Source organism: Cumulibacter soli (genome assembly GCF_004382795.1).
GTDB lineage: Bacteria > Actinomycetota > Actinomycetes > Mycobacteriales > Antricoccaceae > Cumulibacter > Cumulibacter soli.
On sequence record NZ_SMSG01000004.1, the window covers coordinates 265,733 to 280,389 of the forward strand.

Sequence of the window (14,657 nt, forward strand, 5' to 3'; positions counted from 1 at the left end):
TAAGGACCCGCGACAGATCCGCGCTCGTTTCGGGCCGGATGGGTCGCGGTTGTCCGCCCCTATACGGGCCGGTTGTCGGCCCCTAAACCAGCCCAGTAAGTACCGGCGTTAGTCGCGGGCGGTCATGATGATCGGACCAGACTTCGTGATCGCGACCGTGTGCTCGACGTGCGCCGTACGCGAACCGTCCGCGCTGCGCAGCGTCCAGCCGTCCTTATCGGTGATCAGGTCGTTGGTGCCGGCCATCAGCCACGGCTCGATCGCGATGACGAGACCTTCTTTGAGCTTCATCCCCCGCCCGCGCGGACCACTGTTCGGGATGTGCGGATCGCCGTGCATCGTGCTGCCGACACCGTGTCCGCCGAAGTCCGTGTTGAAGCCGTACCCGCCGCCGCGCATGATCGTGCCGATTGCGTGCGAGATGTCGCCGATTCGATTACCGACGCGCGCCTGCTCAATTCCCGCGTGCAAGGCTTCGGTCGCTGTGGCGATCATCTTCTGATCCTCGTCACGCTGCGTGCCGACATTGAAACTGACGGCCGAATCACACACCCAGCCATCAATGGAGACCGCGAAGTCGAGGCTGACGAGGTCACCGTCCTGCACCTTCTGGTCGCGCGGTTTGCCATGCAGCACGGCGTCGTTGACCGAAGTGCAAATGACATACCCGAACGGCCCGCTACCGAAGGACGGCGCATAGTCCAGGTAGCACGACTCGGCGCCTACCTCCCGGATCATCTCGTGGGCGCGGGCATCGATCTCCAGCAGGTTGTCGCCTACGCGGACCTCCTGCTGAAGCGTGCTCAACACCTTGCCGACGAATGCGCCCGCCGGCCTCATCTGCTCGATCTCGCGCGGCGAGAGGATCTCGATCATGTCGTTCTGCTCTTTCGGGTCATCTGCTCAGGTCTGCCGCCCGCCGACGTAAAGCGAAACAGGGCTCGCGTCATTCTCGCGCAGTCCGGCGTCCAGCGGTGATCATCGTTACCAGTCTCTCGGGACGTGGTGATAGAAACAGTGCACGATCTCACCTCTGGAGGACACCCTTGCCGGACACGATGCCCGCCCTGAACCTGGATTTCGACGACGAAACCTTCTTCGGGCGTGACGTCCCGTGGCTGTTGCGCTATCGCGCCGAGCACTCCGGCGACGACGAATTCCTGGTATGGGTACCCCGCGACGGTAACGAGTGTCGCTGGACATACGCCCAGTTCTGGTCCGACGTTCGCCGTACGGCGAACGGACTGCGCGCCCGAGGCGTGCAGGTCGGAGATCGCATCCAGGTGCACAGCGACAACTGCCCCGAGATGATGCTCGCCTGGTACGCGTGCGCGACGTTGGGCGCGATCGCAGTCACCACCAACACCCGCACCCGCGGCGGCGAGTTGACGTACTTCGCTGAGCACAGCGGCGCCGTCGGCGCGATCACCCAGCCTCACCTACTCGATGAGCTCAAGGCGCACACGCCCACCCTCGGCTGGTACATCGTGATCGGTGCGGATTTCGACGAGTTGTTGAGTCACAGCGACGACTTCGAACTGCGCGAACCTGATCCGTTGATGCCGGCGGGAATCCAGTACACGTCCGGGACCACTGCGCGCCCGAAAGCCGTGATCCACACGCACGCGAACTTCCTATGGGGCGCCCGGACCGTATCGGACAACCTGCGGATCACGCCGGTGGACGCCTATCTGACCAACATGCCGCTGTTCCACACCCACGCGCAGGCCTGGAACGTATGGCCAATGATTTGGGCCGGCGGCCGGGTCGTACTGCAGCCGAAGTTCTCGGCGTCCACCTTCTGGGACGTGGTGCTGTGTCACAACGTGACGGTATGCAGCATGCAGGCGTTCTCGCACCAGGCACTGTCCTCGCAGCCGGTGCCCAAGCACAACCTGCGCCTGTTCAGCCACGGGGCGCGGCTGCCGCTGATCGAACAGCACTACGGCGTGCCGACGTTCAGCGCGTACGGAATGACCGAGACCGTCTCGCACGTCTTGCGCCGAGACCTGATGATCGACACCCCCGAGGGATCGATCGGATCGGTGACCCCCGGCTATCAGATCGCGGTGATCGACGAGTCCGGCAAACGCGCCGCACCGGGGGTGATCGGCGACCTGTACGTGCGCGGAACCCGCGGCGTCCAACTCGCGCTGGGCTACTTCAACAACCCGGAGGCGAACGCGAAGGCGTACACCGCCGACGGTTGGTTCCACACCGGTGACCGGGTGCAGATCGACGCCGAAGGTTATGTGTACTTCGCAGACCGTGACAAAGACGTGCTGCGCGTCGGCGGCGAGAACGTGTCGGCGAAACAGGTCGAGCAGGTGGTGATGCTCGCAGCGCCAGGGCAGTTACACAGCGTCGCCGTGATCGCTTCGCCGCACCGCATGCTCGACGAGGTGCCGGTGGTCTTCATCAAACTGCTTGATCAGGCATCGATGAGTGAAGACGAAGTCCGAACAGCGGTACTGGACGCGAGCGCCCGCGAACTCGCCGACTTCAAGCGGCCGCGTGAGGTGTACTTCGTTGAGGAGATGCCGACGGGGTTGCTGGACAAGATCGATAAGAAGCTGCTGCGTACCCGCGCCGCCGAACTCGCCCCAGAGGGCGGACTCGAGTTGCCCACGGCGTAACCGGACACACGGCGTAACCCGACACAGGGTGCAATCCGGACACAGGGCGTAACCGGACTCAGGTTGCATCCCGGACCAGGGTGCACCTCGAGGGCGTAGCCCAAAGCACGACTGAAAGACGCAGTCCCAGAGGCCGCTCATCGTTCTATGCGCGATAGGCAACCGCTGGGACTGCGTTTTGCGCGGCACCGCAGAACATTCTTTCGAGATGCCGATGAGTTTGCGATCTCGGCGTCGTCTACCTCTGTGAACGGGGCAGAACAGCCCTACAGAACGGGGCACCGGCCCCGTACCAGACTAAGGAGCCAACACCATGCATCACATGATCTTCGTAAACCTGCCAGTCGCGGACGTCGAGCGTAGCCGGGAGTTCTTCGGCAAACTCGGGTACTCGTTCAACGAGGAGTTCTGCCAGGAGGGCGTCGCGGCCAGCCTCGCCCTCGGCGAAAACCTGTTCGCGATGCTGCTCAGCCGCGACCATTTCGCCACCTTCCACAGTGGCGCCACCGCCGAACCCGGCACCCACGAGGTCCTCACCGCACTATCGGCGAACAGCCGCGGTGAGGTCGACCAACTGGTCGACGCCGCCGTCGCCGCCGGCGCGACGGAAGGGCGCACCCAGGAAATGGGCGAGTTCATGTACGGCCGCTCGTACGCCGACCTGGATGGGCACATCTGGGAAATCATGTGGATGGATCCCACTGCCGCGGCGTAGTCGGCGAGCGTCCGGCGGCATTCAGGTCAGCTGGCGAGAAATCGGACTATGCGTTCGCTGACGGCCGCCGGCTGCTCGTTGACCAGGAAGTGACCGGCGTCCGGCACGAACTCGGCGGCTGATCCCGCACCGAAGTTCGTCACGATCTTTCCCAGTAGTTCCGACGTGGCGACCATGCAGCCGTCGTCCGCCCCATGCAGGTACAGGCCCGGCTGGCGGCAGGTCGGCGGCGGCACCGGCGCTATCGCCGGCCGTGGTGCGCCGAGGTGGAAGGCACCAAAGGACGCGCGGTAGTACCCAATTGCCGCGGTCAGGTTCTCCGGCGTGGCCAGGCTTCGACGTACGTGCGTAAGCGCCTCGGTGGGATCAAAACCAGGCGACCAATCGCGCCAGAGCCGCTCGATGAACACACCGTCACGGGTGGTCAGCATCTTCTCGGCGATGCCCAACTGAAACAACCACATATAGAAGGAGCGCTTCAGTTGGTCATAGTCCTGCAACACCTGCATCGTGTACGGCGGCGGAGGAACGCTCATCACGACCGTCTTCGACCACCGGGTGGGGTTGGCCGCGGCGGCGGCGTACGACACGCTCGCACCCCAGTCATGGCCGATGATCACCGCGTCCTCGTCCCCACTGAGTTCCTCGTGCAGCGCACTCGTATCGGAAACCAACGCCGCGACGGAGAAGTCGCCGTCCTCGGGAATCGCCGTGGGCGCATAGCCACGCATCCACGGGGCAACGGCGCGGTAACCCGCGTCCGCGAGCGCCTCCAGTAATGGGATGAACGACACCGGAGTGTCCGGGAATCCGTGCAGCACCAGCGCCAATGGTCCGGAGCCGCGCTCCAAGCACGCGAACTCAAGATCGTTTGCGTGCACGTGCAGATCAGGCTTCATACCTCAAACGTATCGGCAGCCGCACACCGCCGGAACCCCGCGGAGGCGCTACGCAGCCTCGAAAACCGCTAAGAATGCCGGGTGCGCGGGCACCCGACGCAGCACCGGCATCGGTACGAACGGGGCGTACGCCGAGGCCACGCACCTGAATCCGGCGGCGCTGATCAGTTCGGTGAAGGCTGTGCCGGACGGACGGTAGATGTGCGTGGGGTCTTGGTCGTAACTGCCTCGATACAGCGCGCGCTGCAGCCGATTGCCGATGGTCGGCAGGTGCGTGATCAACAATCCACCGGTCGTCATGCGGCTGCGTACGGCGTCCGCCGCTCGCGCCGGATCCTGGAGGTGTTCGAAGACATTGATCGCGGTGACCACGTCGAACTTCACCGAGAAACGGATTCCGTCGGACAGCGACCCGCAGTCGAACGTGGCGGCCGGCAGTCGCTGGCGGCAACGCGCGATCGCGTACTCGGACACGTCCAGGCCCCATAGATCGAACTCAGCGCTCATCGACTCCAGGAAAAGTCCGAGGCCACAACCTACGTCAAGCAATCGCCCCGGAGAGCGTCGCGGCAACCGCCGACGAATCTGTCGCCTAAGCACCCAGTCACGCCAACCGTCGACCCGGTGCTTTACCCCATCGGTCGGTCGGGAGAAGTCGTAGTACGTCGCTGCGTATTCCTGAACGTCCGTCACGCGCCGACCGTAGCGATGATGGACGCCACGAGTCGACAAAAGCGAGAGATCGGCCCGCATGCTTCACGTGCCATTCACCAGCACAGCCTTCGCCCGGATCAGCCAGTCGGTCGCCGTGCGAGTACCGACTACTCGATCGCGGAGTCCCGACGCTCGATAGCGCGGTCGTCGCGGCCGAACACGCCCACCGCGATCCAAGCGATCGCCACGATCACGCCACCAATCGGCGCATATGTCTGCTTGTCGTCGACGACGGTAAAGCCGACGCCGTACAACATGCTCACTACAAGTGCGACAAAACTCAGTGTCTTGCGTGAAATTCTCATTACGCTGACCATAGCGGGTTGACCCGTACCGAGCATTAACCAGCAGATGAACGTTGTGGATGGCCAGCCGAACGCAGCGTATTTGCGGTGAATACCGCAGAGTATCCTGCTTCGGAACCCGAGAGGATCGTGATGACTGCCTTAAATTGGTTTTTCTTCGTCGTCGCGGTCTTGTTCACGGTCACAGCGATCGCGCTGTTCGTGGGCAAGGCTCGCAGCGTCTGGAAAATCTTCAAGCACGGCCAGCCCGACGGCACCAGAAGCTATGACAAGGGCGCGCGGGCCAAGACGCTGGCCCGCGAGACTGTCGGCCATACCAAGATGTTCAAGTGGAGCTTCGTCGGTTTCGCTCACTGGTTGACCTTCCTCGGGTTCTTCGGCCTCTTCTTGACGCTGCTAGAGGCGTACGGCGAGGCGCTCAACCCTGACTTCCACCTCCCCATCATCGGCCACTGGTGGGGACTGTCGCTGGTCACCGAGATCCTCGCGCTGGGCACGATCTTCGGAATCGTCGCGCTCATCATCTTCCGTCAGCGGGCACACCCGCGTGACCCGCAGCGCAAGTCTCGCTTCAGCGGATCCACGTTCTGGCAGGCGTACTTCGTCGAGGCTGTCGTCTTCACGATCGGCCTGACCATCATGCTGATCCGCTCGTTCCGCATCGTGCGCGCGGACGCTGCCGGCGAAGAGACCCTTCAGGTGTGGACCGCGCCGGTCTCGCACGCTATCGCGAACCTGTGGGAAGCGATCGGTGTGAATTGGTCGACGGCCGGCGTACTGATCAGCCTCATCGCGTTCATCAAGATCATGACGTCCTGGACGTTCTTCTTCGTGCTGTCGCGCCAGCCCGCGATGGGTATCGGCTGGCACCGGTTGTGGGCGTTCTTCAACATCTTCTTCAAGCGCAACGCCGACGGTCGCAACTCCCTCGGCGATATGAAGCCGATGATGAGCGACGGCAAGGTCATGGATCTGGAGGAATCGGATCCCGAGGAAGACCTGTTTGGCGTCTCCCAGATTGAGCACTTCACCTGGAAGGGGTTGCTGGACTTCTCCACCTGCACCGAGTGCGGTCGCTGCCAGTCGCAGTGCCCGGCTTGGAACACCGGTAAGCCGCTGTCGCCCAAGTTGATGATCATGGGCCTGCGCGACCACATGTTCGAGACGGCGCCGTACCTGCAGGCAGGCGGACGACGTGACTCGATGGGCGAAGAGGTCGGTAACCCCAATGCGCTGGAGGGCCTGGACGTTCTCGCCCTCGCCGCGCACGAGCGCCCGTTGATCGGCACCGCCGAAGAGAACGGCGTCATCGACCCGGACGTGCTGTGGTCCTGCACCACCTGTGGTGCCTGCGTTGAGCAGTGCCCGGTCGATATCGAGCACGTCGATCACATTCTCGACATGCGTCGCTACCAGGTGCTGATTGAGTCGGCGTTCCCGTCCGAGGCCGGCGTCATGCTGAAGAACCTTGAGGGCAAGGGCAACCCGTGGGGTATGTCGGCGTCCGCTCGCGAGGACTGGATGACCGGCCTCGATTTCGACGTCCGCAAGATCGAAGGGGAAATCCCCGACGACGTCGAGTACCTGTTCTGGGTCGGCTGCGCTGGCGCGCTCGAGGACCGTTCCAAGAAGGTCACCCGCGCGGTCGCGGAGTTGCTGGACCTGGCCGGTGTGTCGTTCGGGGTCATGGGTTCGGGAGAAACATGCACCGGCGACCCGGCGCGCCGCCTCGGCAACGAGCTGGTGTTCCAGGGTTTGGCTCAGCAGAACGTCGAGACGCTCAACGGCGTATTCGAGAACCGTGCTGAGGGCACTCGCAAGATCGTCGCGACCTGCCCACACTGCTTCAACTCGCTCGCGAACGAATATCCGCAGCTCGGTGGTCATTACGAAGTCGTGCACCACACGCAGTTGCTTGGTCACCTCGTCGAGTCGGGTCGGCTCACCCCGGTTACCCCGATCGACAGCAAGGTCACGTACCACGATCCGTGCTACCTCGGCCGCCACAACAAGGTCTACACCCCGCCGCGCGAAGTGCTTGCCGGCGTTCCCGGTATCAAGACCGAAGAGATGCACCGCTGCAAGGACCGCGGCTTCTGCTGTGGCGCCGGCGGCGCTCGGATGTGGATGGAAGAGCGCATCGGTAAGCGGATCAACGTCGAACGTGTCGATGAGGCGCTCGAGCTTGATCCGGACATCGTGTCGACTGCGTGCCCGTTCTGCATCACGATGCTGTCGGACGCCGTGACTGCACGCAAGCAGTCCGGTGAGGCGCGTGAAGAGATCGAGGTCCTCGACGTCGCGCAGATTATGCAGCGTTCGATGGCCGGAGCCACCAAGCGTGAGTTGGCGCCGGTAGGAGCTGTGGCGTCGGCGGGCGTTGCCGAATCGGCAGCACGGTTCGCGACGGCGGTGAAGTCGGCGACGGCTGCGGCCGTCGCGGCCCCGGTCGCCGCGGCGACCGCGGTTGCTGTCGCCGAGCGTGAAGACACCGGAGCAACGGCGTCCGTCGCGGCGCCCGAAGCACCACCGGCCGAGGCGCCAGCCGCGGAGCAGCCCGCGGGAGGCGGTTACTCCTCCGGTGGAGGCGGCTACTCCTCGGGTGGTTCCAAGACCGGCTCGGGCGGGTACTCCTCCGGCGGTTCGGCCGGTGGTTACTCATCGGGCGGCAAGGCTGGCGGGTACAGCTCTGGCGGCAAGGCAACGTCGTACGCCTCGGGCGGTGCTGCTGCTGGTGCCGCTGGCAAACCTGAAGAGGCCGAGAAGCCCGCCGAGGAGACCGAGAAGCCAAAGGGCTCGTACGGTTCGGGGACCAAGGGCTCCTACGGCTCCGGCGGTAAGGGGTCGTACGGTTCGGGTTCATCGAACTTGGCCAAGTACGCCAAGAGTGACGCTGCGGCGCCTGCCGTACCGGCCGCTGAGGCTCCTGCCGACGAGGCAGCGGCGGGCAAGCCGACGGGGTCGTACGGCTCGAGCACCAAGGGTTCGTACGGCTCGGGTTCATCGAACCTAGCCAAGTACGCCAAGAAGGCGCCTGCTACTCCGGCGGCTGATGCCCCGGCGAGCGAGGCATCAGCTCCGGCTACCGAACAGGCGTCGGCTACCTCCACGCCGTCCGCTCCAGCAGCGCAGCCACCGGCCGCGCCGAAGGGCACGGGCGGAGCGAAGGGGTCGTACGGCAATTCGAATCTGTCGAAGTACGCCAAGAAGGCGGCGCCGGCCGCGGCCGCTCCTGCTGCCGAGGCTCCGGCTACCGCGCCCGCTGCCGAGGCTTCTGCTTCCGAAGCTCCGGCTGCGGAAGCGCCTGCCACCGACACCGCCGCTACCGAGGCCCCTGCGGCACCGGCTGCGGAGACGATGGCGGCGAGCGCTCCAGCGGCGCTGCCTAAGTCAGAGGTGAAGGGGTCGTACGGCAACTCCGACCTGTCGAAGTACGCCAAGAAGGCCCCGGCGTCGTCCGCTCCTGCAGCACCGACCCCGGCCCCTGCTGCCGAGGCGTCAGCGCCCGAAGCAGCGGCACCTGAGGCCGCGGCACCTGCGTCGCCAGCGACCGAGGAGCCCCAGGCCGAAGCCGCACCAGCGAGCGAGTCAACCGGCGGTCGTCACGCGGCCGCGGAAGACGAGCCGGAAGCGAGCGCCCCAGCGCCCGCGGCCGACCCGGCTCCCGCTCCGGGACCGAGGCACGCCGCGGACGACTCCGCACCCGCCCCGGAAACTGAGGTTCCGGCCGCAGTATCGCAGCAGGCTCCCCCGGCAGCACCGGCCAAGCCGGCCGGATCGGGCCAGGACGGCACCTACAAGTCGGCCGTCAAGGGCAACTACAAGTCCGGACAGTAATAGCCGCTCCCGCGACGGGCGCCCTCGGCTTCGGCCGGCGGGCGCCCGTCGTCGTTGTAGCACCGCCGGTGTCGACCAACCAGCGCACGGAAACCAACCGCTCGTCGACCCAGTCAGGACAAGAAACGAGAACCCGGCTCCGTCACGTCCGACAGGTCTGGAAGCTCAGGCACACCCGGCAATTGGCCAGGACCTTAATTCACGACGGGTGGGGCCACCGCCGAGCCAGCGGAAGTACCTCGGGCAGAATCAGGCGCATGCCTGAGCACATTTATCGGATCGACACCGGCACGCCACAGATCGACGAGTCGGCGTACATCGCACCCACGGCCATTGTGACCGGAGCGGTAACGATGGGCCCCGACTCATCGTTGTGGCACTGCGCCGTCCTACGCGCCGACACCACGCCAATCACGATCGGCGCCGGATCGAACATCCAGGACGGCACGACCTGCCATGCCGACCCAGGGTTTCCGCTGACGGTCGGCGAACGCGTCGCAGTCGGCCACAACGCGATCCTGCACGGCTGCACCATCGAGGACGACGTCCTCGTCGGCATGGGCGCCATCGTGATGAACGGCGCCGTCGTCGGTTCCGGATCGATCATCGGAGCTGGCGCATTGGTCACGCAGGGAACCGTGATCCCGGCGAACTCGATGGTGCTCGGCTCGCCCGGCAAGGTGGTCCGGGAGACCACGGCTGACGAGCGCGGCGGTATCGACGCGAATTGGAAGGGTTACGTCGGCAGGATCAGTACGCACCGCGACGCCGTACGCGTCGACCGCTCCGGCAACCCCACCTAGGAGCGATCTGCGGGGTAGTGGGTAACGCTATCGAGCGGATAGCGTTACCCACTCCCCCGCAAGTTCGCGCAATAGACCAGCCCGAGAGCGCAGGGATGGCGCGGGTCGGTGACCAGTTAGGGCGCGTCGGGTCTTACGCGGGGAGGTAGGAGTCGCGCACCTTCGAGCGGCTGATCTTGCCGGTAGGCATCCGCGGCAGTTCATCGACCAGGTCGATACGGCTCGGCTGCTTGTACTTCGCCAACCGACCTTGGCAGAACTCCACCAATTCCTCGGACAGCGCCGAGCGGTCCGCACCTTCCACAGGCTGCACGATCGCGACGACCTTCTGGCCCCACTCCTCGTCGGGTACGCCGATCACGACAACATCGATCACGGACGGGTGCTCGGCGAGGGTGAACTCGATCTCGGCCGGGTAGATGTTCACGCCACCGGACAGGATCAGGTCAGTACGACGGTCCAGCACAAACAGCCGGCCCTCTTCATCGACCTTGCCGATGTCGCCGATCAGCAGCGCCTCACCTTCCCAGGTGCCAGCGGTCTTCTCCGGGTCCTTGACGTAATCGAACGGCGCGCTGCCGATGCTGAAGATCAGCCCTTCCTCACCTTGCGCGACGGGCTTGCCGTCAGCGCCACGAATCTCCATCCGCCACCCTGGGCGTACCTGCCCGACGGTGCCGGGCGCCTCTAGCCACTGCTTCGAGCTCACCGTGGTGACGACGGAACTCTCGGTTGAGCCGTAGAACTCCTCGAGCACCGGGCCCCACCACGCGATCATGTCGTGCTTGGTCGGGACCGGGCATGGTGCGCCCGCGTGCACCACCGCACGCAGTGACGAGGAATCAAATGCCGCGCGTACATCGTCCGGCAGGCGCAGCAATCGCTGGAACATCGTCGGCACCATGAACGACTCGGTCATCTTGACCCGTTCGATGAACGATAGGAACTCGGCGGGGTCAAATCGGCCCATGGCCGGGAACGCCAACGTGACGCCGCGACCGAGTGCGCCGAGCGCCATACCGTTCGGCGCCGAGTGGTACAACGGCGCCGCAACAACGTGCACGCCCGGCCCTTCGGTCAAGTTGAGCAGCCCCCACGTCTGCCTGCCGACCTCGTGCTCCTGTTCAGGGGTGAGCCCGCTCAACGCACGCCGAATCCCCTTCGGCTTGCCGGTCGTACCCGAGCTGTAGAACATGACCGAGCCCGCGAGCCGGTCCTTCGGCGGATCGGCAGGAGAGTTCTGCCACGCACTCGCCCATGCAGTCGGCGCACTCGGGTCACCGGTGGTGTAGATCCGATCGGTGCCGGGCAACCCGGCCTCCGCGGCTGCTTCGCGCACCACGGGAAGCAGGTCGGCGTTGGTCAACACCAACTTGGGCTCAGCATTGCTGAGGATGTACGCGATCTCGGGCGCGGTCAGGTGGCGGTTGACCGGGACGATGTACCGCTCGGTGCTCAGGCAGGCCAACTCGAGAGGCAGGTATTCCCACTCATTCGGCAGCACGATCGCGACCGCATCACCGCGGCCAACGCCGAGTGAGTCGAGCGAATTGATGATCCGATTTACCTGCTCGTTGAGTTCACCGAAACTCACCCGTACGTCGTCGGCGATTAACGCCGCTCGGTCCGGGTCGGTCTGGGCATAGGAGTACCACGTCACCAGGTGTTCCCTTCCAGCCGCGCACTGCGGCTCGTCTGCCGCCGGCGCTCCGCCGGACGGTCACTAGCCGTGATTCTCGACCATGTGCACCGGACTTGGCTAGGGCGAACGATCGTTATATAGCAACTCGTTCCCGCGCAGCGCCTCGGCGAGACCGGTACTAACACAGTCAGCGAGCGCAACCTTGCATGCCTCAGCGACAGTCCGCATACCGGCGCGCGTCTGTACGACGGTGGCGCCAGCGTCTCCGCCCAAACGACACCTGCTCAGATCGTCGGCCAGACCCGCCAGTTACGCGATGAGCGCGACGGGGTCGGCCCGCGTTGGCCCTGATACCGCGACCCGTAAATCTCCGATCCGTACGGGTGCTGGGCGGGGCTACTCAGCTGGAATGCGCACAATTGGCCGATCTTCATCCCCGGCCAGAGCGTGATCGGCAGATTCGCCATATTCGACAGTTCGAGGGTGATGTGCCCGGAGAATCCCGGATCGATGAAGCCGGCCGTCGAGTGCGTCAACAACCCCAGCCGACCGAGGCTGGACTTGCCTTCCAGCCGTCCCGCGAGATCCTCAGCCAGCGAGATGACCTCCAGAGTCGAACCGAGCACGAACTCGCCGGGATGCAGGACGAGCGGCGAACCTTCGGGGACTTCGACGCTGCTGGTGAGGTCGTCCTGCTGTTGCGCCGGGTCGATATGGGTGTAGTTCTGGTTGTTGAACACCCTGAAGAAGCGGTCGAGCCGTACGTCGATGCTGGACGGCTGGATTAGTCCCTCATCGAACGGCTCAATGCCTAGTTCACCTCGGTCGATGCGGGCACGCAGGTCACGGTCTGACAGCAGCATTCGCCAAGCGTACTGACCTCGGACTCGCGAACCCAAAGCGGATCACTAGCGTGGGTGGATGTCCACCATCGAACAGCTCGTCGTCGCGGTCGCCATTATCGCGAATGGTGAGGTCCTCGCCGCGCAACGCGCGTACCCACCAGACCTCGCCGGACGCTGGGAGCTTCCCGGCGGGAAGGTATCGACTGGCGAGGATATAGCCGACGCGGCCGTCCGAGAGATCACCGAAGAGCTCGGGTGCACGGTGCGGGTGCTGGACCAGTTGGGCGCGTCGGCGCAGCCACGTCCCGGGGTACGGCTGATCGCCGTGTACGCCGCGCTCGCGGCCGGTGTTCCGGTCGCGCGCGAGCACTCCGCGCTGCGGTGGGTCGGACCCGACGAGCTCGACGACGTGGACTGGGTGGGCGCCGATCGCGCGTTCCTACCCGAACTGCGTGAACGCCTGCTCGATGGCGAACCCCTCGCCGGTGGCGCGACAGACGGAGCCGTGCGGATCGGATCCACGGTTCGCCGTCCGACCGGACCCTGGACGCCGGCAGTGCACGAGTTGCTGGAGCACCTGCGGCCACTGCAGTTCGCGCCGACTCCGATCGGTATCGATGATCGCGGCCGCGAGGTCCTCACCTATATACCTGGACGCACCGTGGCACCGGATGACGAGTTACTCACCGACGCGCAGGTGTCCTCGTGCGGCGCCGCGCTTCGCGCGTTGCACGATGCCATGGCGTCGTTTCGCCCGACTGGCCCGCGGCAGTGGCGGTACGGCGAACGCACGCTGGGCAGCGATGAGGTGATTTGCCATAACGACCCCGGTGTCTACAACTGGGCCTTCGACGGCGATCGGGCCAGTGGATTGTTCGACTGGGATATGGCCGGCCCGGGTGACGCGATGGACGACCTCGGCTTCCTGGCGTGGACGGCGATACCGCTGTACCAAGGGCTCGACCCGGCGCTTGTGGCACGGCGGCTATCGCTGCTCGCCGCCTCGTACGGCGGGGCGTCGGCGCTGAGCATCGCGCACGCCGCACAGCGGCGGATGGCCCTGGCCTGCGAGCGCATCGCGGCCGGGATAGCACGCGGAGACGCCGGGATGGCGAATCTGGCGGTCGTCGGCGAACCCGATCGCACCCGCGCGCGTTTGGACGTGCTCACCGAGGCACTGCCGGACATTCAGAAACACCTGTAGCCGAGCCGCGGCGAACCTCCACGACCTGCTCGCGGCCGGGGAGTCGTGATTAGGTGGGGATATCCGTCCGCTCGTCGCATTGGAGCATCGCATGACCCTCCGCCACAACGAACGCGCCCGCGGCTACGCCCGCCAGGCATACCAAGCCCTCGAACCGCTGCACATCGTCGCGTACTTCGGGCCACAGGTCGGGGAGGTGTCGAAAGCGGAGGGGCTGAACTTCTACGGCTCGTACGTCGGCTTCCGGGGAGCGCCACTCGGCGCCTGCTCCCCCGCCGTCGTCGCTGCCGCCTTCTACAACTGGAACCCGGCAGTGATCGAGAAGGGCTGGCAGGATGCGCTGGCCAGCCACACCCCGGCACAGTTGCTGGCGGCCCGCGAACGCATCGCCGACAAGGCTCTGACCGGCGCGTTCGGCGACCTGCTCGGCAGCGATCAACTGCCGCGGGTGGTCGACCGACTGAATGGGATCCTGTCGAACGCGACCAAGGCTGGGCGAGCGCTCGGCGCTGCGAACCTCGACGTCGCTCGCCACTCAGAGCCGCATGTCGCCCTCTGGCAGGCGACCGCGACGTGGCGCGAATGGCGCGGCGACGGACACATCGGTGCCCTGATCGCCAACGAGTTGCCGCCGGTCGAGGCACTCGTGCTGCACACCGCCGAGCACCCCGACCCCTCGGTCGGCGGCGGCGCGCTGAGCAAGGACGCGACGAAGTCGTCCCGCGCGTGGGGCGATGAGGCCTGGGAGGCGGCGGCAGACAGGCTGCGGACCCGCGGGCTGCTGGAAGCGGACGCCGAGCGGCTGACCACCGCTGGGGCGCAGTTGTACGACCTGATCGAAGACCAGACAGACGACGCTGCCGCGTCGATCTGGGCGAACGTGGACGACGCGGACGAGTTCTTCGCCGCCGTGCGGCCGTTCGTGAAGTCGGTGATCGATGCGGGCATACTGCCCGGCACCAAAAAGAAGTAGCCACGATCCCGCTGACGCAAGAGTTCACTCTCGTCGCCAACCGGCCGTCGGTGACGACAGCGAGGATGAGTCACTCATGCCCAT

General features: G+C 65.4%; 12 protein-coding genes. 6 read left to right on the forward strand and 6 right to left on the reverse strand.

What is annotated here, in order from left to right; all coding sequences use genetic code 11:
* Positions 1 to 108: 108 nt before the first annotated feature.
* Positions 109 to 876 (reverse strand): type I methionyl aminopeptidase, encoded by a 768-nt coding sequence (gene map, locus E1H16_RS10670; protein WP_134323861.1) that lies wholly within the window; start codon positions 874 to 876, stop codon positions 109 to 111.
* Between the two features lie 182 nt (positions 877 to 1,058).
* On the opposite strand from map, the gene E1H16_RS10675 reads away from it, so the two are divergent.
* On the forward strand, positions 1,059 to 2,636 hold the full coding sequence (locus E1H16_RS10675; RefSeq protein WP_166741715.1) for a class I adenylate-forming enzyme family protein: 1,578 nt from the start codon (positions 1,059 to 1,061) through the stop codon (positions 2,634 to 2,636).
* Between the two features lie 313 nt (positions 2,637 to 2,949).
* A complete protein-coding gene (locus tag E1H16_RS10680) occupies positions 2,950 to 3,351 on the forward strand; it encodes a VOC family protein (protein ID WP_134323863.1) in 402 nt (133 codons plus the stop codon).
* A 26-nt stretch (positions 3,352 to 3,377) separates the two neighbouring features.
* Here E1H16_RS10680 and E1H16_RS10685 read toward each other — a convergent pair whose 3' ends face one another.
* The 3 genes from E1H16_RS10685 to E1H16_RS10695 form a co-directional block, all read right to left on the reverse strand.
* Positions 3,378 to 4,250, reverse strand: a complete 873-nt coding sequence (locus E1H16_RS10685) for an alpha/beta fold hydrolase (protein ID WP_134323864.1) — start codon at positions 4,248 to 4,250, stop codon at positions 3,378 to 3,380.
* Between the two features lie 48 nt (positions 4,251 to 4,298).
* Positions 4,299 to 4,943 carry a class I SAM-dependent methyltransferase gene (locus tag E1H16_RS10690; RefSeq protein WP_166741716.1) on the reverse strand — a complete coding sequence of 215 codons (645 nt, stop codon included), beginning with the start codon at positions 4,941 to 4,943 and terminating at the stop codon, positions 4,299 to 4,301.
* A gap of 128 nt (positions 4,944 to 5,071) precedes the next feature.
* Positions 5,072 to 5,269: a hypothetical protein gene (locus tag E1H16_RS10695; RefSeq protein ID WP_208378993.1), complete on the reverse strand. Its 198-nt coding sequence runs from the start codon at positions 5,267 to 5,269 to the stop codon at positions 5,072 to 5,074.
* 132 nt (positions 5,270 to 5,401) lie between these two features.
* On the opposite strand from E1H16_RS10695, the gene E1H16_RS18595 reads away from it, so the two are divergent.
* Both E1H16_RS18595 and E1H16_RS10705 read left to right on the forward strand, forming a co-directional pair.
* Entirely contained in the window at positions 5,402 to 9,106 is a 3,705-nt protein-coding gene (locus E1H16_RS18595) for a (Fe-S)-binding protein (RefSeq protein ID WP_208378994.1), read from the forward strand.
* Between the two features lie 257 nt (positions 9,107 to 9,363).
* Entirely contained in the window at positions 9,364 to 9,909 is a 546-nt protein-coding gene (locus E1H16_RS10705) for a gamma carbonic anhydrase family protein (RefSeq protein ID WP_134323866.1), read from the forward strand.
* Between the two features lie 133 nt (positions 9,910 to 10,042).
* Here E1H16_RS10705 and E1H16_RS10710 read toward each other — a convergent pair whose 3' ends face one another.
* Both E1H16_RS10710 and dcd read right to left on the reverse strand, forming a co-directional pair.
* A complete protein-coding gene (locus E1H16_RS10710) occupies positions 10,043 to 11,569 on the reverse strand; it encodes an AMP-binding protein (RefSeq protein ID WP_208378995.1) in 1,527 nt (508 codons plus the stop codon).
* A gap of 266 nt (positions 11,570 to 11,835) precedes the next feature.
* Positions 11,836 to 12,414 (reverse strand): dCTP deaminase, encoded by a 579-nt coding sequence (gene dcd / locus E1H16_RS10715; protein ID WP_134323868.1) that lies wholly within the window; start codon positions 12,412 to 12,414, stop codon positions 11,836 to 11,838.
* A gap of 58 nt (positions 12,415 to 12,472) precedes the next feature.
* Here dcd and E1H16_RS10720 point away from each other — a divergent pair, with 58 nt between their 5' ends.
* Positions 12,473 to 13,600: an NUDIX domain-containing protein gene (locus E1H16_RS10720; protein WP_208378996.1), complete on the forward strand. Its 1,128-nt coding sequence runs from the start codon at positions 12,473 to 12,475 to the stop codon at positions 13,598 to 13,600.
* 91 nt (positions 13,601 to 13,691) lie between these two features.
* On the forward strand, positions 13,692 to 14,573 hold the full coding sequence (locus tag E1H16_RS10725) for an SCO6745 family protein (protein ID WP_134323869.1): 882 nt from the start codon (positions 13,692 to 13,694) through the stop codon (positions 14,571 to 14,573).
* Positions 14,574 to 14,657 lie beyond the last annotated feature (84 nt).

Bases quoted from the DNA above. Each gene is read 5' to 3' on its own strand.
- E1H16_RS10725 (WP_134323869.1), top strand. From the start codon at position 13,692: ATGACCCTCCGCCACAACGAACGCGCCCGCGGCTACGCCCGCCAGGCA.
- E1H16_RS10675 (WP_166741715.1), top strand. From the start codon at position 1,059: ATGCCCGCCCTGAACCTGGATTTCGACGACGAAACCTTCTTCGGGCGT.
- E1H16_RS10685 (WP_134323864.1), bottom strand. From the start codon at position 4,250: ATGAAGCCTGATCTGCACGTGCACGCAAACGATCTTGAGTTCGCGTGC.
- dcd (WP_134323868.1), bottom strand. From the start codon at position 12,414: ATGCTGCTGTCAGACCGTGACCTGCGTGCCCGCATCGACCGAGGTGAA.
- map (WP_134323861.1), bottom strand. From the start codon at position 876: ATGATCGAGATCCTCTCGCCGCGCGAGATCGAGCAGATGAGGCCGGCG.
- E1H16_RS10695 (WP_208378993.1), bottom strand. From the start codon at position 5,269: ATGAGAATTTCACGCAAGACACTGAGTTTTGTCGCACTTGTAGTGAGC.
- E1H16_RS10705 (WP_134323866.1), top strand. From the start codon at position 9,364: ATGCCTGAGCACATTTATCGGATCGACACCGGCACGCCACAGATCGAC.
- E1H16_RS10680 (WP_134323863.1), top strand. From the start codon at position 2,950: ATGCATCACATGATCTTCGTAAACCTGCCAGTCGCGGACGTCGAGCGT.
- E1H16_RS18595 (WP_208378994.1), top strand. From the start codon at position 5,402: ATGACTGCCTTAAATTGGTTTTTCTTCGTCGTCGCGGTCTTGTTCACG.
- E1H16_RS10720 (WP_208378996.1), top strand. From the start codon at position 12,473: ATGTCCACCATCGAACAGCTCGTCGTCGCGGTCGCCATTATCGCGAAT.